14 protein-coding genes are annotated in these 19145 nt (G+C 72.7%); 6 read left to right on the plus strand and 8 right to left on the minus strand.

Annotation, left to right across the window (positions count from 1 at the left end; all coding sequences use genetic code 11):
• The first annotated feature begins 5 nt into the window (after window positions 1–5).
• Window positions 6–1850, plus strand: coding sequence for a S9 family peptidase (locus ACIA8L_RS55025; protein WP_395918085.1), 1845 nt, complete (start codon window positions 6–8; stop codon window positions 1848–1850).
• On the opposite strand, the gene ACIA8L_RS55030 is transcribed toward ACIA8L_RS55025, so the two are convergent.
• Complete coding sequence (locus ACIA8L_RS55030) at window positions 1834–4737, minus strand: BTAD domain-containing putative transcriptional regulator (protein WP_395918087.1); 2904 nt, start codon at window positions 4735–4737, stop codon at window positions 1834–1836. The two genes, ACIA8L_RS55025 and ACIA8L_RS55030, sit on opposite strands and share 17 nt — an antisense overlap.
• A 135-nt stretch (window positions 4738–4872) precedes the next feature.
• On the opposite strand from ACIA8L_RS55030, the gene ACIA8L_RS55035 reads away from it, so the two are divergent.
• On the plus strand, window positions 4873–5478 hold the full coding sequence (locus ACIA8L_RS55035; protein ID WP_395918089.1) for a hypothetical protein: 606 nt from the start codon (window positions 4873–4875) through the stop codon (window positions 5476–5478).
• A gap of 27 nt (window positions 5479–5505) precedes the next feature.
• Here ACIA8L_RS55035 and ACIA8L_RS55040 read toward each other — a convergent pair whose 3' ends face one another.
• From ACIA8L_RS55040 to ACIA8L_RS55060, 5 genes are all read right to left on the minus strand, one after another.
• Window positions 5506–6522: an aspartate-semialdehyde dehydrogenase gene (locus ACIA8L_RS55040; protein ID WP_395918091.1), complete on the minus strand. Its 1017-nt coding sequence runs from the start codon at window positions 6520–6522 to the stop codon at window positions 5506–5508.
• Window positions 6523–6611: 89 nt separating this feature from the next.
• The gene (locus ACIA8L_RS55045) at window positions 6612–6899 is read right to left on the minus strand and encodes an Lrp/AsnC family transcriptional regulator (RefSeq protein WP_223097192.1); all 288 of its coding nucleotides are present in this window, start codon (window positions 6897–6899) and stop codon (window positions 6612–6614) included.
• Between the two features lie 37 nt (window positions 6900–6936).
• Complete coding sequence (locus ACIA8L_RS55050) at window positions 6937–7752, minus strand: sugar phosphate nucleotidyltransferase (protein ID WP_395918092.1); 816 nt, start codon at window positions 7750–7752, stop codon at window positions 6937–6939.
• Complete coding sequence (locus ACIA8L_RS55055; RefSeq protein WP_395918094.1) at window positions 7749–8267, minus strand: NUDIX hydrolase; 519 nt, start codon at window positions 8265–8267, stop codon at window positions 7749–7751. Before ACIA8L_RS55055 ends, ACIA8L_RS55050 begins: the two co-directional genes overlap by 4 nt.
• A gap of 149 nt (window positions 8268–8416) precedes the next feature.
• Window positions 8417–10237 (minus strand): RelA/SpoT family protein, encoded by a 1821-nt coding sequence (locus ACIA8L_RS55060; protein WP_395918110.1) that lies wholly within the window; start codon window positions 10235–10237, stop codon window positions 8417–8419.
• A 373-nt stretch (window positions 10238–10610) separates the two neighbouring features.
• Here ACIA8L_RS55060 and ACIA8L_RS55065 point away from each other — a divergent pair, with 373 nt between their 5' ends.
• Entirely contained in the window at window positions 10611–11120 is a 510-nt protein-coding gene (locus ACIA8L_RS55065) for a hypothetical protein (protein ID WP_395918096.1), read from the plus strand.
• Window positions 11121–12264: 1144 nt separating this feature from the next.
• Here ACIA8L_RS55065 and ACIA8L_RS55070 read toward each other — a convergent pair.
• Both ACIA8L_RS55070 and ACIA8L_RS55075 read right to left on the minus strand, forming a co-directional pair.
• Window positions 12265–13998, minus strand: coding sequence for a DEDD exonuclease domain-containing protein (locus ACIA8L_RS55070; RefSeq protein ID WP_395918098.1), 1734 nt, complete (start codon window positions 13996–13998; stop codon window positions 12265–12267).
• 35 nt (window positions 13999–14033) lie between these two features.
• A complete protein-coding gene (locus ACIA8L_RS55075; RefSeq protein ID WP_395918100.1) occupies window positions 14034–14927 on the minus strand; it encodes a GAF domain-containing protein in 894 nt (297 codons plus the stop codon).
• Between the two features lie 467 nt (window positions 14928–15394).
• On the opposite strand from ACIA8L_RS55075, the gene ACIA8L_RS55080 reads away from it, so the two are divergent.
• The 3 genes from ACIA8L_RS55080 (at window position 15395) to ACIA8L_RS55090 (ending at window position 18336) form a co-directional block, all read left to right on the plus strand.
• Entirely contained in the window at window positions 15395–16750 is a 1356-nt protein-coding gene (locus tag ACIA8L_RS55080; RefSeq protein WP_395918102.1) for an NYN domain-containing protein, read from the plus strand.
• Window positions 16751–16833: 83 nt separating this feature from the next.
• Window positions 16834–17070, plus strand: a complete 237-nt coding sequence (locus ACIA8L_RS55085) for a hypothetical protein (protein WP_395918104.1) — start codon at window positions 16834–16836, stop codon at window positions 17068–17070.
• A 9-nt stretch (window positions 17071–17079) separates the two neighbouring features.
• Window positions 17080–18336: a M48 family metallopeptidase gene (locus ACIA8L_RS55090; protein WP_395918106.1), complete on the plus strand. Its 1257-nt coding sequence runs from the start codon at window positions 17080–17082 to the stop codon at window positions 18334–18336.
• Window positions 18337–19145 lie beyond the last annotated feature (809 nt).

The raw sequence follows: 19145 nt of genomic DNA on the forward strand, positions 1-19145 counted from the left end.
AGGTCGTGAAACCAGTCGATCTCCAGCACCTGCGCACACCGGGCGCACCCACCTTGAGTCCCGACGGGGCCACCGCCGTAGTCGCGCTCTCCCGCCCCGACCGGCCCACCGACGCCTACACCGCGCAGCTGTGGCGGATCCCGGCCGACGGCTCCGCGCCACCGGCCCCGCTGACGAAGGGCTGGCACGACAGCGCTCCCCGCTTCTCCCCGGACGGCCAGTGGCTCGCCTTCCTCCGTCGGGAAGATCCAAAAGCCAAGGCCCAGTTGTGGGTACTGCCAGTCGGCGGCGGTGAGGCCAGCAAGCTGACCGACGAGCCACTCGGCGTGAGCCGGCCCGACTGGTCGCCGGACTCCTCCACGCTGGCATTCTCCGCGCGGGTACCGCAAGACGCCCGCTACACCGGTGACCCGGACGCCGAGCCCGCCCGCCGCCTCACCGAGCTGTTCAACCGGGTCGACGGCGTCGGCTTCCTGCCCGACCGCCCGGCCCAGCTGTGCACCGTGGCGCTGGCCGACGGCATTGTCACCCGGCTCACGGACGGCCCGCACGACCACGGCGACCCGCGGTACTCCCCGGACGGCGAGTGGCTCACGTTCACCTCGGCCCGCGACCGCAACCGGGTCGCGGTCGACGTCTGCGTCGTCCGGCCCGACGGCACCGACCTGCGCGTGCTCACCGACGCGACGCTGAGCGCGACCCTGCCCCGGTTCACGCCCGACAGTCGGGAGGTCGTCTTCGCCGCCGCCCCGGCCGGCGGGGTCCTGCGCAACGAGTCGCTGTGGTCGGTGCCCCTCACCGGCGGCCCGGTCCGCTCGCTGCTGGACCCGGCCGGGCACCACCTGGCCATGCTGACCGGCGACCTGGACGTCGACCCGGACGGCGTCCTGTTCATGAACGAGCACCGCGGCGCCGTCCAGCTGCTGCGGGTGCCGTTCGACGGCTCCGAGCCGGCCGTCCTGGTCGACGGCCCCCGCCAGGTCGCGGGGTTCGCCTCGGCCGGCGGGGTGCTGGTGACCACGATCGCCACCCCGGCCGACTGGGGCGAGGTGTATGCGGGGGAGCGCCGGCTCACCGGCTTCAGCGACGGCTTCGCGGCCCTCGACCAGGCCGAGGTCACCGCGACCGCCCCGGACGGCTATCCGGTCCACGGCTGGATCGTCCGCCCCGCGACGGAAGGGCCGCACCCGGTCCTGCTCATGATCCATGGCGGGCCTTACGCGCAGTACGGCTGGCGGCTCTTCGACGAGGCCCAGGTCTACGCCGACGCCGGCTACGCGGTGGTCTACGGCAACCCCCGCGGCTCGTCCGGCTACGGCGAGTCCCACGGCGAGCCGATCCGCGGCAACGTCGGCGAGGTCAGCGCCACCGACCTGCTCGCGCTGCTCGACGCCGCCCTCAAGGACCCCGGCCTCGACGCGGCCCGGGTCGGCGTGCTCGGCGGCTCCCACGGCGGCTTCATGACCACCTGGCTCGCCGCCCACCACGGCGACCGATTCCGCGCGGCCGTCTCCGAGCGGGCCGTGAACGCGATCGACAGCTTCTCGGGCTCGTCGGACATCGGCTGGTACTTCGCCGACGCCCTCTACACCGCGGACTTCGCGGCCCAGAGCCCCCTGACGTACGCCGACCGGATCGACATCCCGCTGCTCATCGTCCACTCCGAGCAGGACTGGCGGTGTCCGGTGGAGCAGGCCTACCGCCTGTTCGTCGCCCTGAAGCGCCGCGGCGCAGAGGTCGAGCTGCTGCTCTTCCCGGGCGAGGGGCACGAGCTGTCCCGCACGGGCCGCCCGTCCCACCGCATCCAGCGCTTCGAGGCGATCGTCGACTGGTTCAACCGCCACGTGTGACGGCCGCGGGGGTGACGCCGATCTCGGCCATGGCGGTCTCGTAGCGGTGTCGGGCGCGGTGGGCCTCACCGTGGCGGCCGGCCTGCGTCAGGGCGGCGACGAGGGCCGCGTGGGCGCGCTCGTCGAACGGATCGATGGTGAGGATGCGGAGCAGGCAGGCGATCGCGTCGTCGGCCCGGGCCGCCGCCAGGTGCAGCTCGGCGAGGGCCCGCAGGACGCGCAGGTGGGCCAGGCGCAGCTCCTCGCGCACGGCCGTCGACCAGTCCTCGTACGGCTCCTCCTCGAACAGGTCGCCGTGATACGACCGGGCGGCCGCGGTCAGCGCCGCCCGGGCGTCCGCCGCGTCGCCGCGGTCGCGGCGGCCCAGGCCGAGGTCGGCGGCGGCCAGGAACAGCTCGAGGTCGACCCGCACGTGCCGCAGGCGCAGCGCGATGCCGCCGGCCGCCGCGTCGACATAGTGATCGGCCGGGTGGCGGCGGGCCGGGTCGAGCACGGTCCGCACGGTCGACAGCGCCACCGACAGCCGGTGCGCGACCCGGGCCGGCGGCTCGTCCGGCCACAGCCGCGCGCCGAGCTCCTCCCGGCCGATCCGCCGCCCCCGCCGGGTGACCAGAATCCGCAGCAGGTCACGGGCCTTGCGGGAGCCCCACTCCGATACAGGTACCGCCATCCCGGCCACCCGCACCTCAAACCGGCCGAGCGTGCGGATCTCGACCGGCGGCGCCCCGGCCGAGCCCACCACCCCGGCCGCCTCCAGCCGAGCCACGGCCAGGGCTCCGTCGAGCTGTTCGCGGGCCGAAGCGGCCGGCAGCGCCGCGATGAGCACGGCCGTCCGGTCGGCGTCCAGGCCGGCGCCGGCCGCGACCCAGATCCGGGCCGCCTCCCGCAGGGCCTCGGCCGGCTCGCCGGAGACCGTCGCCCGCAGCTCCAGCGCCTGGGCCAGCCCGGCCTGGTCACGGTGGATGCGGGCGAGCCGGGCCACCTCGGCCGCGGCCGCGATGACGGCGGGCTGATCACCACGCACTACCGCCACCCGCCCGGCCGCCAGCTCGGCCACGATGGCGAGCGGACCGCTCGCGGCGGCCTGGGCGGCGCGGGCGTACTCGGCCGCGGCCATCAGCTCGGCCGGGTCGGCCGCGGGCCCGGCCAGGACCGAGGCCAGCCCGGCCAGCGCCGGGACCAGGCACTGCAGGAAACCGTGGCCGGCGGCCGCGCGCACCGCCTCCTCGTAGGCGCCGCGGGCCAGGCTCCGCTGCCCGCGCAGCTGCGCGATGCCGGCCAGGCCGATCAGCGCGTACGCCACCTTGCGGGAGCCGGTGCGCTGGTGGATGACGAGCGCGCGGGTATAGGACCGCTCGGCCTCGTCCAGCCGGCCCCGCCGGACCAGCGCTTCGGCCTGGTTGACCAGGGCCAACGCGACGAACGGGGTGTGGCCGGCGGCCTCGGCCGCGCGCACTGCCGGGCCGGCCGCGGCCAGGGCCTCGTGGTAGCGGGCCTCCTCGTTGAGGCGGCTGACGCGGTTGGCCTGGATGCGGGCCACTTGCACGGTGTCGCCGGCGCGCGTGGAGTACACCAGAGCCTTGCTGTATTGCTCGTCATTCGCGGCTCGGTCGCCGCGCAGCGCGGCCAGCATCGCCAGCACGGTGTGGACGGTACCGAGGGCCCGGTCGTCGCCGAGCGCGGTGGCGGCGCTCAGGGCCCGGGCGGCGAGCTCCTCACCGGCGGCCAGCTCGCCGACGCTCCACCGTACGGTCGCCATCCAGGCCAGCAGCAGCGCCTCGTCCCGGGTCGGCGCCGGCTCCATCCGGCCCCGGCCCATCGCCGCGGCCGCGGCCGCCCGCTCGGCCCGGTGGTAGTGCACGACCCCGAGCCGCCAGGCCAGGCCGGCGTCGATCGCCCCGGCGGGCCCGGCGAGCGCGGTGAGCTCGGCCAGGGCGGCGTCGTGATCGCCGATCTGCGTCAGGGCCTCGCCGTAGCAGCGCCGGACGGCGTCGCTGCGGTGTGCGGCAGCCAGGGCGCCGACGACCGCGACCATGCTGTGCCCGCCCCCGGCGGCCAGGATCGCGTCGCCGTGCGCGGCCAGGATCTTCGCGCAGCCCGGCTCGTCGCCGGCCGCCAGCAGGGCACCGGCCGCCGACGCCCATAGTCGCAGCTTCAGGTATGTGTCGGCCCAGGCGAGCCACTCCCGCCGCCCGGCCGCGGCCGGCCAGTGCACTCGGGCGACCGCGGCGACCAGGGGCACCGGCCGGTACCAGGCCCCGAAGCCGCCCGGCGGCGGCGCTCCCGCGACCACCACACCCAGCCGCACCAGCGTCTCCAGCTCCGGGACCAGCGCCGCGGAGGCCTGCTCGAGGAGCACGGCGGTGCGCAGCGCGGCCCGGGCCGGTGCCGGCAGCTGATCGAGCACCTCGCCGGCGACGTACCCGTGCAGCGGACTCCCGGGCGCGGCCAGCGTCTCGGCCAGCGCGGCGATCGGCGCGTCGGGATCGTCCTGACGAGCCCGGGCCAGACCGGCCGCGGCCAGGTCGACGAGGGCCGGCCAGCCCGCGGTGAGGTCGAACAGGTCGGCGGCGATCCGGTCGCGCAGCGCCGGCGGCAGCGCGGGCAGCCGCTCGGCCACCGCCGCGGCCGACAGCGCCAGCTGCTCGGCTCCGACCCGGGCGGCGCGGGCATCGACGTCGAGGGGCTGCCGGGAGATCAGCACCAGCCGCCCGTCCGGCCCGGGGACCGGCAGGTCGGCGGGGTCGCAGTCGTCGTGGACGGTCCAGTCGGCGCGGGCCTCGGCCGGCAGCGACTCCAGCCACGCGCGCACGGCGTGCGACTTGCCGTAGCCGGCGGCCGCCGCGACGAGCACTACCCGCCGGTCCCCGATCGTCGCAAACGTCACGCCGTCATTGAAAGCGACCGATCACGGACGCGCCGTCGCCATCGCGACAGTCGGCCTTGAGGTGATCTTGACGAGATCGTGAGCCCGGTCCGGACGCTGGCGGCATCAGTCCCGACGTCTCCCAGGAGGACGCCCGTGATCCGCAAGCTCGTCGCGGCCGTGGCCGCCGCCGCGCTGGCCGTGCTGGCCCTGCCGGCGCCCGCGCAGGCCGGACCGCAGAAACTCGACCACTATGTGCTTGCCTCCGGCTATCCGGAGGTACTGCAGCAGACCTTCCCCGTCGACGAGGAGCTGCACATCATCGGCTGTGTGAAGTGCTGGGGCCTGCTTGTCCTGCATTACGGCGACAACGACCCCAACCCGATCGAGGTCGACATCTTCGCCGGGCTGAGCCTGCTCGGGCAGGCGCGGTACACCACCGACGCCAGGATTCGGGACCAGTTGCGCACGCAGGCCCTCGCCCGGTTCGAGGCGGCCGCGCGCGGGCTGCGCGGTCAAGCCCTGCGGGTGACCGGCGTCGGCTACTACGACCCGGAGTCGGGCCGCCGGACGCTGACGGCGTCGCTGCCGTGGCTGACCGCGGCCGCCGACGACATCGCCGATGGCATCAACACGCTCCAGCGCGTCGCCGGCGAGCCGTTCCCGGACCCGTGGCGGCAGGCCGGCCTGGCCACGCTGGAGCGGGCCTACGCCGAGATCGCCGGGAAGGTCGCCGGCGGCCCGAGCCCGGACCCGTGGTAGGGGGCCGGGCCGGCCGCGCGGTCGCGATTACTTGATCAACAGCTCGGCGACCTGCACCGCGTTGAGCGCGGCGCCCTTGCGCAGGTTGTCGTTGGCGATGAACAGTGCCAGGCCGTGCTCGACGGTCTCGTCGACGCGGATCCGGCCCACGTAGGACGGGTCGGCACCGGCCGCCTGCAGCGGGGTCGGGATGTCGCTCAGCACGACCCCGGGCGCCGACGCCAGCAGTTCGGTGGCCCGGGCGACGCTGATCGGCCGCTCGAACCGGGCGTTGACCTGCAGCGAGTGCCCGGTGAACACGGGGACGCGGACGCAGGTGCCGGAGACCTTCAGGTCGGGGATTTCCAGGATCTTGCGGCTCTCGTTGCGGAGCTTCTGCTCCTCGTCGGTCTCGAACGAGCCGTCGTCGACGATGGCGCCGGCCAGCGGCAGCACGTTGAACGCGATCGGCGCGGCGAACTTCTTCGGCTCCGGGAACTGCACCGCCGAGCCGTCGAAGGCGAGGGCGGCGGCGCCGTCGGCGACCTTGCGCACCTGCTCGTCGAGCTCGGCCACGCCGGCCAGCCCGGCACCGGAGACCGCCTGGTAGGTGGCCGTGACCAGGGCGACCAGCCCGGCCTCGGTGTGCAGCGGGCGCAGCACCGGCATCGCGGCCATGGTGGTGCAGTTGGGGTTGGCGATGATCCCCTTCGGCCGGTCGGCGGCCGCGTGCGGGTTGACCTCGGCGACGACCAGCGGCACCTCGGGGTCCATCCGCCACGCGGACGAGTTGTCGATGACGACGGCACCGGCGGCGGCGACCTTCGGGGCGAGCTCCTTGGACGTGCCCTTGCCCGCCGAGAACAGCACGATGTCCAGGCCGGCGAAGTCCGCCGTCTCCGCGTCCTCCACCGTGACCGGCTTGCCCTGCCAGTCGATGGGCCGCCCCGCCGAACGGGCGGAGGCGAACAGGCGCAACTCGTCTACCGGGAACGACCGCTCGGCCAGGATTTGGCGCATGACGCTGCCGACCTGCCCGGTGGCCCCTACGATGCCGATCCTCATGGCGGCGAGGGTACCCCGTTATCCGCACGCATTCGATGCGATTTGCGGCACCTCAAAAGGGTCCGGACAAAGGGCACCCACAAAAGAAATCAATCGGCGTCGGGAAGTCCGATCGCGAAAGCTTCCTCCAGGTCATGGCGGGAGTAGGCGCGGAACGCGATGTGCGTGTCCGTCTCCACGACACCGGGCACCTTCGAGATCCGGTTGGCGATCACTTCGGCGATGTCCTCGAATTGCGCCACCCGCACCACGGCGATGAGATCCACATTGCCGGCGACGGAGTACACCTCGCTCACACCGTCGAGGTTGGAGATGTTCTCGGCGACCTCCGGGATCGAGTCGGTCGCGCAGTCGATGAGGACGATCGCGGTGATCACCTGCGGGGCTCCTTCCAGCATGTGGACACCCGTCATGCTAGTGGGCGGCGACGGTCAGCTCCCGGCCGACCCGGATCGCGTCGGTCAGCGTTTCGCCCGCGGCGACCACCCCGCCCGGCCACACGACACCCCGGGTCACGCGCCCGGCGACGACCGCTCCGGCCCCGATCACGCTCGCGTCGACGGCTCCGGTCACGACGGCATCTTCGGCGATCAGATTTCGCTGGTGTACTGCCTGCAGGTTCGCCTTGAGATAGTCCGCCGGGGTCCCGGTGTCGAGGTACGTGCCCGGATACTCGACGACCTTGAGCCGCCCCTCCCGCTCCGCGGGCCGCCACGCCAGGCGCACCAGATCGGAGGTCTCCGGCTCCAGCCGTGCCACCAGGTCCCAGGGCAGCAGCGAGAACCCGGCGAACCTGTGCTTCGTGAACTCGTTCGGCGGCCCGGGCACGCCGAGGAGCCGCGCCTCCCGCCCGTCCCACCCGTCGAGGAGCGCCGCGATGTCCTCGCCCGGCTTCAGGTCCGACTGGAGATACGCGTCGGCGTTGCCCACCAGCACACCTCGGCCGTCGATCCAGTCACGGAGCAGTCCGAGGCCTCCGGCAGTACCCAAGGGGGCATCTGGCTCCAAAGAAACATGAGCCCGTTGACCCACGTGCTCGAGTACCATCTGACCGAGGTAACAGGCGTTGACGGCGACCGGCAGTTGCAGGGCCTCGACCCGCTCCAGCGCCCGGTCCAGCAGCGCCACGTTGCCGACCGGGCAGAGCGCCTTCGGCAGGTGCTCGGTCAGCGGCCGCAGCCGCCGCCCCTCACCGGCCGCGAGGACGACCGCGCAGACGTCCGGGTTCATGCCTCCAGCACCTCGGGGTAGTCCTTGTACGGCCCGATCCCGTAATGCGCGAGCAGCCGCGACGTCGACACCGTCATGGGCGGCAGGTTGTCGAGCCGGTGCCAGGCCGCCTCCAGGATCTCGCCCCCGTCGACGACCAGCTCGCCACCGGGCTCGACCTCGGTCTCGAACACCATGTCGACCCACTGCCCGACCGTGTGCACGATGGCGTTCGGCGTGGCCGGCCGCATCTGCTCCACCGCCACCTCCAGCCCGGTCTCCTCGCGCAGCTCCCGAACCGCCGTCTCCCGCGGCGTCTCCCCGCGGTCCATCAGCCCGGCCGGCAGCGACCAACCGGCGCCGGGCGGCTGGCGGAGCAGCAGGAGCTGTGTGCGCGCGGGATCACGGACGATCGCCACCGCCCCGATCGTGTACGTCGGCTGGAACGTGCGCACGATCCGCCGTTTCCAACGGCCGGGGAGGCGGTAGAACGTGCGGTACGCCAGCCCACGGACGCGCCCACGCATGTCGGTCATCCGGTAAGGCTAGTGAGTCAGTGCGGCTGCTGGTCCACGAGGGCGATCAACTCGTTGACGACCTCGTCGGCGGTGCGGGTGTGCTCGGTGCCGGCGGCTCGCACTGCTTGGTGTCGAGGTTGCCCGGTGTGGTCGCGCTGGCCGATGCTTCAGTGCGGCTGCTGGTCCACGAGGGCGATCAACTCGTTGACGACCTCGTCGGCGGTGCGGGCGTGGTCGGCCACGGCGACCAGGAGGGTCTCGAGGTCGGGGAAGCCGAGGCGGGGCGCGAGGCGGACCAGGGGGAGGTCGCTGGCCAGGCCGCGGCCCTGCTGGCGGAGCGCGAGGCCGATGGCGAGCCGGCCCAGCCTGACCTTGTTGGCGACGGTGATCGCCGGGGCTTCGTGCGCTTCGAACCAGCGGCTGATGTGCAGGCGGGCGTGCGGGGTACGCACGAAGTCCAGCCACTCCGGCGACGGTCCGCGCGCGGGGGCGTCGGCGTCGAAGTCGAACTCGTCGCGCTGGCCGGCCCGCGTGATGATCTCGACCGTGTCGCCGTCGGCGAGGGGGGAGGAGACCGCGGTGAGCCGGCCGTTGACCCGGGCGCCGATACATCGGTTGCCGACGTCGGCCCCGAGGATGTAGGCCAGGTCGACCGGCGTCGCGTCCGACGGCAGCAGCACGGGCCGCCCGCCGCCGGCCGTCAGCACCAGGATCTGGTCCTCGGCGAGGTCGCAGCGCAGGGAGGCGATGAACTGGGCCGGGTCGGACGCCGCGGCCTCCCAGTCGAGCAGCCGGCGCAGCCAGTCGAGCTGCTCGGCCTTGGACGCCGGCCCGAACCGGGCCGCCGTGGTGGGGTAGCGGAAGTTCGCCACGATGCCGTACTCCGCCGACTGGTGCATCTCGACGGTGCGGATCAGCACCTCGAGGGCCTGCTCGCCGGGGCCCTGGACGGTGGTGTGCAGCGAGCGGTAGTTGTTGTTCTTCGGCGTGGCGATGAAATCCTTGAACCGCCCCGGGACCGGCCGCCACTTCCCGTGGACCGCGCCGAGCGCCGCATAACAGTCGGTTTCCGCCCCGTCGACCACGATCACGACCCGCGGCAGGTCGTGCGGCTCGGCATGGCCGCCGTCGACCGTGTCCTTCCAGATGGAGTGCAGGTGCCGCGGCCGCGGCGAGACCGTCGCGTCGATGCTGAACTTCTTCAGATCGCTGGTCAGCGCCGAGATGACCTTGTCGAGGTAGCCGTCCCAGCCGACCCGCTGCCGCACATAGTCGTCGACGACCGCATACCCGCTCGGCGACACCGCCCGCAGCACCCAGTCCTCGAGCTCCCGCTTCAGCGCCTGAATCCCGAGCCGCTCACACAGCGGGATCAGCACCTCCCGCGTGGCCGTGGCGATCCGCACCCGCGACTTCACCGACCGCGCGTCGATGGTCCGCATGTTGTGCAGCCGGTCGGCGAGCTTGATGACCAGCACCCGCACGTCCCGCCCGGCGGCGACGATCATCTTGCGAATCGTCTCGGCCTCGGCGTCGGCGCCGTAGAACATCTTGTCGAACTTCGTCACACCGTCGACCAGCAGCGCCACCTCGCCGCCGAAGTCCCGCTCGAGCGCGCCGAGCGTGTAGTCGGTGTCCTCGACGGTGTCGTGCAGCAGCGCCGCGACCAGCGTCGTCGTGTCCATCCCGAGGTCCGCGAGGATCTCGGTGACCTCCAGCGGGTGCGAGATGAAGGCCTCGCCGCTCTTGCGCATCTGCCCGCGGTGCATCTGCTCGGCCGTGCCGTACGCGCGCCGCAGCAGCGCGATGTCCGCGGTCGGATGGATCTGCCGGTGCATCCGCAGAATGCCCGCCATCGGATCGTCACCGCTGGTCGACCAGGGCAGCATGGCCCGCAGCCGCGACCCGATGATCGCCGAGTAGGTCGCGGTCGGATCCCCCGGCACCGCCCCACCCGCGAGCGCCGAATACGACGGCGGCGGCGGCACCTCCGGCGAGTCATCCGCGGCCGGCGCCGTCAGCTTCTTGCGCGGCGCCAGGAACCGATCATCCAGCGGCAACCGATGCGCCGACCGCGGCAACGGCTTGCGCCCCTCACCACCGGAATGCGTATTCCGCGGCTTCCCGTCATCCCCGCCCCGCTCATCGACCGGCGGCAGGTCACTCTCCACCTCGGCCTGCTCCGCCGCGGCGACTTCAGCGACGGCCCGCTGCCGATGCTCGATGCCCCGATCGTTGGCCGGCCACTCCGACCCGCCCCGCCCCGTACCCCGCTCGTCCTGCCCACCCCGCACCTTGACCTCACGAGCACCCCGCTCGTCACGGTCACCGCCCACGCTCGTGCCGCTCGTGCTTGCGCCTGTGCCGCCCGCGCTCGTCCCACCCGTGCTCGTGCTGGTGCCGCCCGCGCTCGTGCCGTTCGCGTTGCTGCTGCTCGCGCCGCTCGCGCTTGTTCCGTTCGCGCTCGTCGTGCCGTTCGCGCTTGTTCCGTTCGTGCTCGTCGTGCTGCTCACGCTTGTTCGATTCGCGCTCGTCCCGCCCGTGCTTGTGCTCGTGCCGCTCGTGCTCGTGCCGTTCGCGTTCGTCCCGCCCGTGCTTGTGCTCGTGCCGCCCGTGCTCGTGCCGCCCGTGCTCGTGCCGCCCGTGCTCGTGCCGTTCGCGCTCGTGTTCGTGTCGCTCGCGTTGCTGCTGCCCGTGCTGTTCGCACTTGTTCCGTTCGCGCTCGTGCTGCTCGTGCTCGCGTTCGTGCTGCTCGCGCTCGCGCTCATGCCGTTCGTGCTTGTGCTGCTCGCGTTCCTGCTGCTCGTCGCCGTGCCGAGGCGTTGCTGGCTGTTGCTCTGCGTGCCGCTGTGGTGCTGCTCGCCGCGGTGATCGGTGCGCGAGTCCGCTTGGCCGGTGCGTGGGTCTGTTCGGTCGGTGCGCGAATCTGGCTGGTCGGCGCGCGGGGCGGGCTGGTCGGTGCGGGCGTCGGGGTTCGCGGTACGCGATACGTGCTCGTCGGTGTGCGATACGTGCTCGTTGGGGCGGCGGTCGGGGCGGGCTACGTGCTCGTTGGGGGCGCGTTCGGTGGCGTTGCGGTCGCCTTGGGCGGGGTGGTCGTTCAGTGCCCGGTCATGCTGATGCCCGCGGTCGGCCGGCACGTGGTCGGGCCGGCGGGCCCGATCCGTTGCCATTCGATCCGCGGGCACTCGCTGCGACTCCGCGTGTTGTTGACGTTCGTGTTGCCGCCCCCGGTCGGTGCCGTCGCCACCCCGGTCGTTCGGCGATCGCTCGGTCGGCGCGCGCTCGCCCGGCGCCCGGTCTCCGGTGATCGCCTCGCCGACACCCTGGTCCTGGCCTGGCGGGGAGTACCTCCGCCGCGCGGGCGCCTCCGGTGTCACGATCGCCGCGGTCGGCAGCCCTTTGGGCCCGAGGAACATCTCGCCGGCCCGGACCCGCTCCCCGCCGCTGCCCGATCCGGCCGTCCCGTGCTCAGGCGGGCTGCCCGGGGGACTGCCGTTGCCGTTCGCGGCGGCTCCCGGCGGGGGTGAACCAGGCGCGGCCGTGCGGAATCCGCCGCCGGCGCCCAGATTTTCGACCCGGATCGTGAGCGGGGCGGCCGACACGCCGGGCGCGTCGAGCGCCGCCACCGCCTCGCCGACCAGCTGGTGCGCATCCGCGCTGGTCGCGGGCCCTATGAGCGATCCCGGCGGCCCGGCTCGGAAATTCGGAAACTCCGTGGGGTTGCTGTCCGACGCCGCTGGGTCCACCATGTACTCGCTGTGCGTCGTGTTCGGCGCGTCACTCGATGGCAGTACACCCGAAATGTTTGAAGTCTTTGAGTCGTGGGACTCAGCATCCGGGACCGGGGCGGGGGAGGAGCCCGCACCAAAGGACGCGCCGGGCTGCAAACCGGACTCCATAGCGGCACCTCCTCACCGTGGGCTCTAACGGGCCGGGGTTTGGGTAGGTTCCAGCCTAGTTTCCCTCCCGGCATCCGATCGGTCATTTGAGTATGTGCGTTCGTCCGATGTACCTACCCGTCCAAGTCGGTTCGAACCGAGGCGGCAGCCTCCGCCCGGGCCAGGAACGGCCGCCAGCGCGCCGCTCCCTGCACCGGGGATGACCAGCCAATATCGGTCTTGACCAGCCTGGTTTCGGGCCGCTCGAGCCACGCCAGGATGCGCTCCGTCTCCTCCGGAGTGGCTCGCGGCGTCGGCCCCGGCCCCGGTTGGACGGTTTCCGCTGTGGCCAAGACCACATCCAGCGTTGGCTGCGGGTGCACCCGCGGGGGTGACACGCCCGCCGCGGCGAGTCGCCCGTGTCGCACCACCGCGATCTCCCAGCCGCCGCTCGCGGACGGTCGCGCCGCCACCACCTCCGGTAACCCGCTGAGCCCGGCCAGCCGCTGCTGCCGGATCGCCGTGCGCAGGAACGCGACCATCCGCCCCCGGATCGTCGCCGCGTCCTCGTACCGCTCCGCCTCGGCGAGGGCCTCGATCCGCGCCATCAGCCCCTGGACCACCGGCCCGGGGTCGCCGGTCGTCGCGGCCCGGAACGGTGCCGCCGCCCGCGACTCGTAGTCGTCCGGCGAGATCCGGTGCTCACACGGCGCCGGGCACCGCCCCAGCTCGGCCAGCGCGCACGCCGGCGTCTGCGTGCGCAGCGACAGCTTGTGGGTGCACTGCCGCAGCGGCAGCGCGTCATACAGCCCGGCCGCCGCCAGCTCGGCGAACCGCCGCGAGCCGAACGGCCCCAGGTAGGCCGCGCCGTCGCCCTGCACCTCCCGCACCACCGACAGCCGCGGATACGCCTCCGACGTGAGCTTGAGCCACACGACCCGCTCCGGAAACTTCGAGCGGCGGTTGTACGGCGGTTTGTGCGCCGCGATCAGCCGAAGCTCGCGGACCTCAGCCTCGAGCGAGTGCGCGCACAGGATCGCCTCGACACGCTCGGCCGCGTTGAGCATCTCGTCGATCCGCGCCCGCTTCTCCGCCGCCGTGAAGTAGCTGCGCACCCGGGTCGCGATCGAGGAGCTCGTCCCGATGTAGAGCGGCCGGTCCTTGTGCCCGCGGAACAGGTAGACCCCGGGCCCGTCGGGCAGCCCCTCGGCCAGGTGTTTCTTGCGCCGCTGGGCCGGGCTGACGGCCTTGACGAACTCCAGCACCTCGCCGATGGTCTGCACCTTGAGGCTGCCGAGCCGCGCGAACAGCCCGTGCAGCACGTCGACCGTGGCCTTGGCGTCCTCCAGCGCCCGGTGCACCGGCTGCGTCGGGGAGCGGAAATGCCGGGCCAGGGTCGACAGCTTGTGGTTGGGCACCTCGTCGGCGACCATCGCGCGCCGGGCGATCGCGGCCGTGTCGAAAACAATCGGTTTCGGCCAGGGGTACCCGTGTTTCGCGCACGCCGCCTTGAGGAACCCGGTGTCATACGGGGCGTTGTGCGCGACCCACACCGCCCCCTGCGCGAACTCCAGGAAACTCGGCAGGACCGTCTCCAGCTTCGGTGCCTCCAGCAGCATCATCTCGGTGATGCCGGTGAGCACCGTGATGAAGGCCGGGAGCCGCTCCTCCGGGTTGACCAGCGTGCCGAACTCGCCCAGGATCTCCCCGCCGCGGACCTTCACCGCGCCGATCTCGGTGATGCCGCCCCCGTCCGGAGCGCCGCCCGTCGTCTCCAGGTCGACCACGACGAACGTGGTGGAGAACAGCGTGGCGGCCCGCGGGTCGTCGAACAGGGCGTCGAGCGTTTCCTGGTGGTAGTGGGGCACGGGCGCACACTACGACCAGGGTGTGACAAAAAATGCTAGTGAGGAGGAAACCGCAGCTCAAAGCGCACGTCGGGGGAGCCGACGATCGCCGACGTGTCCATGACCGTGGCCCCGTGGGCGCGCAGGATGTCGGCCACCGCCCGCGGCACCGGCTCGTCCGCCTCCCGCCGGCCCTCCAGGTCGACCTGCCACTCGGGCTTGATGCTGCCGCCCGCGTGCCCGATCTCGATCGTCGGCACCGGGGTGCCGAGCACCCGAACCGCGACCCGTCCGCCGGCCGGTGCCAGCTTGAGGGCACCGAAAATGACGTAATCGAGAGCTCTTGAGAGTTTTGCGGGATCGGCGTGTACCGTCGCAGCGTCTGTAAACCCGAGCGTGATCGCGATATTGCGGGCGTCGGCGATCCCCCGCAGCTCCCGGATGCGCGCCTCGGTCAGATAGGCCAGGTCGACGGCGCGGGGAGCGGGCTTGGCGTCCAGCTGTTCGGTCACCACGAGCCGGCGCAGTTCCAGCAGCTCCGTGACCTGCTTGGCCAGCGCGCGCAGCCCCTTCATCTGGTCGAGGTTGAGCTTGTGCGGGCTGTGGTCGACGACGCAGAGCGTGCCCAGCGCCGCGCCTTCCGCGGTGAGCAGCGGCGCGCCCGCGTAGAAACGGATGCCGTCGTCCACCTTGACGTACGGGTTGTCGGCGAACCGCGCGTCCGCCGTCGCGTCGGGCACCACCATCAGGTCGCGGCCCATGATAGCGTGGGCGCAGAACGCGACCTCGCGCGGCGTCTCGGCCAGGTCCAGGTCGCCGACCTTGGCCTTGAACCACTGCCGTTCGGTGTCGATCAGCGACACCAGCGAGATCGGGGCGCCGCAGACCTCGCTCGCGATCCGGACGATGTCGTCGAAATCGGTCTCCGGCGGCGTGTCCAGGACAGCCATCGCGTGGAGCGTGTCGAGGCGCTCCGCCTCGTTGCTGGGTACCGGTGCCACCATCCCCGCCTCCCCATCCGTGCGCACAATCGGGTGAAATAAGGATATGTCAGCTTTTAGCCGTTCGGAGTAAGGCTGCGGTCCTGGACTCCATCCCGGGCGAATGTGGTCGACAATGCGACACTGGAGTGATGTCTGCGTACGACGCTTCCGACGACCTCGATGCCGAGGCCGCGGTGACGCCTGCGCAGGGCCTTTCCGCCTCCTCGCCGGGCTCTCCGGCCACCCCTGATCCCGGGGTGCCGACCCCTGCGGGCGGCCACCAACCGTCGTCTGACCGTGACGCTCTGTCAGTCACCTCGTTGCCGGACGCGTCGACCGGCGGCGACGACGCTTCGGCCGCTGACGACGACTTCCTGACTGTTGATGACGGCTCTCCGGGCGCTGACGACGACTTGTCGGCCGGTGGGGACGGCTTGTCGGTCGGTGCAGTCGACTCGTCGGGTGGTGATGGTGCGGAGGTCGCGGAGGAGCCGGAGCCGACGTTGCCCGAGGTCGTCCGGCAGCGGGTGATCTCCCTCGCCGCCGCCGCGATCAGCGGTCTGCCCCTCGATGAGCTGCCCATGCCGCTGCGCCGGGTGGCCAAGTTCGCCCCCAACCGCCGGGCCCGCCTGGGCGGCTCCGTGATCGCCATGCAGCTCTCCGGCGACCCCTTGCTGCGCCAGCGGCTGGCCACCCGGGTCGTCAACGAGGCCGGTGATCTGGGCGCCGCCGTCCTGGAGGGGGTCGCGCCGGCCGCCGCCGACCCGGTGGAAGTGGCCGCGCTGGCCTACCTGGCCCGCCCCGACGGCTGGCGGACGCTCGTCACCGACGCCACCGAGACCGTCCGCGCCGAGGCCGAGGGCGCCGTCGCCTCCGAGCGCGTCCGCGACGTCGAGCAGCGCCTGGCCCGCGCCGAGCACGACCGCGCCGTCGCCAAGGTCGAGGCCGACAAGCTGCGCGACGAGCTCGCCCGGCTCCGCGAAGAGACCGGCGGCCTGCGCGACGAGGTCCGGACGCTGAGCAAGGCGCTGCGCGAGTCCCAGGCCAAGGAGCGCAAGGCCACCGACATGCTCGCGGCCGAGAAGGGCCGGGCCACGAAGGTCAACGCCGACCACGACGCCGAGCTGCGCCGCATCCGGGCCAAGCTGGCCGAGGCCGAGACCGCGGCCGGAGCCCAGCGGCAGAGTGCCAAGGACGCCCGCGCGGTCGACGACGCCCGGCTGTGGCTACTGCTGGAGACGATCGGCCAGGCCGCCGTGGGCCTGCGCCGCGAGCTCGCCCTGGACCCGACCGACAAGCTCCCGGCCGATTTCGTCGCCGAGACGTCCGCCGACCGCCCCGAGGGCCTGACCGCGGCCGCCCGCGCCCTCGACGCCGACGACCCGGCCCGCCTCGACCAGCTCCTCAGCCTGCCCAAGGCGCACATGATCGTGGACGGGTACAACGTCACCAAGAAGGGCTACGCGGAGATCTCCCTGGAGCAGCAGCGCAACCGCCTGATCGCCGGCGTCGGCGGCCTGGCCGCGCAGACCCGGGCCGAGGTCACGGTCGTGTTCGACGGCGCCGAGCGGGTCCACGGCCTGCCACCGGCCCCGCGGGGCGTCCGCGTGCTGTTCTCGCGCAAGGGCGAGACCGCCGACGAGCTGATCCGCCGCCTGGTCCGGGCCGAGCCGGCGGGCCGCCCGATCGTCGTGATCTCCTCCGACAAGGAGGTCATCGACGGCGTGCGCCGCCACGGCGCCTACCCCCTCGCCTCAGACACCCTCCTGCGCCGCCTATCAAGGTCCTGACCAGCACAAATCCATTTTTTGTCGTACCCCCTCGCTACCGTTCGTGCTATCCGGTTCACCGGAACGTCGGTATTGGAGGAGCGATGCTCGTCGACTGCGAAAGCTGCAAGGTGCGGGGCAAGTCCTGCGGCAGTTGCGTGGTGACCCTGCTGCTCGACACCCCGCAGGCGTTTCACCAACTGGGCGCCGAAGAGGTGCGCGCCATCGAGGTGTTCGAGCTGGCCGGCTTCGAGGTCACCGTGCTCGAGCCCACCCACTTCGAGCCCATCCCCATGACCCCCATCCCCTCACCCCGCCGCCGCAACGGCCGCGCCGCATAGGCTGACGCGATGACCCCTCGTCTCTGGGCCACGATCACGCTGATCGTGCTCATCGTCGCGGCCGCGGCCGTCGCGCTGCTGCGGGTGCCGTGGTCGGCCGCCCCCGCACCCCGCGCCGACCAGCTGGCCGCGCTCGACACCCTGCCCAGAGACGCGGTGGCACAGGGCCGGGCGTTCCACGGGGCGCTGCGCCCCGGCATGTACATCTCGATCGTCCTCGGCCTGGTCGTGGCCCTGCTGCTCGGCCTGACCCCGGCCGGCTCCTGGCTGGTCGAGCAGGCCGGCCGTCCGTTCGGCGGCCACTGGCTGGCCCGGGCCCTGCTCGGCGGCCTGCTGGTCACGCTGATCGGCGAGGTGGTGGCCCTCCCGCTGTCGGCCTGGCGGCAGTCGATCCTGCGCGAATACGGCCTCTCCACCCAGGGCTGGGGCGCCTGGACCGTCGACCTGCTGAAGGGCTACGCCGTGGGCGCCGTCATCGGCGCCGTCGTCCTGGTCGGCTTCTACACGGTCACCCACTTCGCCCCGACGTGGTGGTGGGCCTGGGCCGCAGCCGGCGCGGCCGCCCTGACCGTCCTGCTCACGTTCGTCTTCCCGGTCCTGGTCGAGCCGGTCTTCAACAAGTTCACCCCGATGCCCGAAGGCGAGCAGCGCACCGCTCTGATGGCCCTGGCCGCCCGCGACGGCGTCCCGGTCCGCGACGTCCTGATAGCCGACGCCTCCCGGCGGACGCGGGCCGTGAACGCGTACGTCTCCGGCCTGGGCCCGACCCGCCGCATAGTCGTCTACGACACCCTGCTCGAGAAGGCCCCACCGCCCGAGGTCGAGTCCGTCGTAGCCCACGAGCTCGGCCACGCCAAGGCGGGCGACGTCCTGACCGGCACTCTCTTGGGCGCGTTGGGTGCCGCGGCCGCGGTGTGCGCCCTGTACCTGCTCGGCTCGTGGACCGCCCTGCTCCGCCTGGCGAGAGTCGACTCGATAGCCGAACCACGGGCCTTGGCCCTACTCCTGGCCGTGGCAACGGTGGCGAGCCTGGTAGCCGGCCCAGCCCAAGCCTTCATCTCCCGCCGCGTAGAAGCCAGAGCCGACACCCACGCCCTGACCCTGACCGCCGACCCAACCGACTTCGAAGCCATGCAGGGCCGCCTGGCCCTGGTAAACCTAGGCGACCCCGACCCCAACCCCTTGGAACAGTTCCTCTTCGGCACCCACCCCACAGCCGTCGAACGCATGGCCGCCGCCAAAGCCTGGTCCAGAGCCCACCCCTAACCCCTTCCGGCTCCGCGCGCTCCTGCTCCGCGCGCTCCTGCTCCGCGCGCTCCTGCTCCGTGCGCTCCCGCTCCACGCGGTCATGCTCCGCGCGGTCATGCTCCGTGCGGTCATGCTCCGCGCGCTCCCGCTCCGCGCGCTCCCGCTCCGCGGCACGGCTTCGCCTCACGCTCCGCACGCCCGCTCCGCGGGCACGGCTTCGCCCCATGCTCCGCGCGGTCCTGCTCCGCGGGCACGGCTTCGCCTCACGCTCCGCACGCCCGCTCCGCACGCCTGCTCCGCGGGCACGGCTTCGCCTCACGCTCCGCACGCCCGCTCCGCACGCCTGCTCCGCGGGCACGGCTTCGCCCCATGCTCCGCGCGGTCATGCTCCGCGCGCCTCGCTCCGCGTGGTCATGCTCCGCGCGCCTCGCTCCGCGTGGCTCAATCTCGCTCCCACTCCGCGTGCTGCATGCTCCGCTCCGTGCGCTTCGCGCGCCCCACTTTGCTCGGCCGCCCCTACGCTGCGCTCTGCGCTCGCCCAAAATCCGCTCGGCGTGGGAGTCGTCCCTGCTCAGCGCGGCATGCTCCGCCCTCGCCCCGCTTCGCACGGCCCCGCTCTGCACGGACTCCGTCTCCGCTCCGTGTGGCATAGCTTCGGCCTCGCCGCTGCTGTGCGGTGGGTCCGCGTTGTGCGTGCGCTGCTGTGCGGTGGGTCCGCGCTGTGCGTGCCCTGGGCCGCGTCCGCTGGCGTGGTGTAGGAACGGCCAGCGTAGATCCAGTTGGTTGGATGTTAGGCCGCTGCCAGTTCGGCGGCGACGGGTTCGGTG

Origin of the sequence: Dactylosporangium sp. NPDC051541 (assembly GCF_044454505.1) — a bacterium.
In the GTDB taxonomy this organism is placed as follows: Bacteria; Actinomycetota; Actinomycetes; order Mycobacteriales; family Micromonosporaceae; genus Dactylosporangium.

What these genes read in the sequence shown, in the direction of transcription:
- ACIA8L_RS55040 (WP_395918091.1), bottom strand. Translation starts at nt 6,522, where the DNA reads ATGAGGATCGGCATCGTAGGGGCCACCGGGCAGGTCGGCAGCGTCATG.
- ACIA8L_RS55050 (WP_395918092.1), bottom strand. Translation starts at nt 7,752, where the DNA reads ATGAACCCGGACGTCTGCGCGGTCGTCCTCGCGGCCGGTGAGGGGCGG.
- ACIA8L_RS55055 (WP_395918094.1), bottom strand. Translation starts at nt 8,267, where the DNA reads ATGACCGACATGCGTGGGCGCGTCCGTGGGCTGGCGTACCGCACGTTC.
- ACIA8L_RS55075 (WP_395918100.1), bottom strand. Translation starts at nt 14,927, where the DNA reads ATGGCTGTCCTGGACACGCCGCCGGAGACCGATTTCGACGACATCGTC.
- ACIA8L_RS55085 (WP_395918104.1), top strand. Translation starts at nt 16,834, where the DNA reads ATGCTCGTCGACTGCGAAAGCTGCAAGGTGCGGGGCAAGTCCTGCGGC.
- ACIA8L_RS55090 (WP_395918106.1), top strand. Translation starts at nt 17,080, where the DNA reads ATGACCCCTCGTCTCTGGGCCACGATCACGCTGATCGTGCTCATCGTC.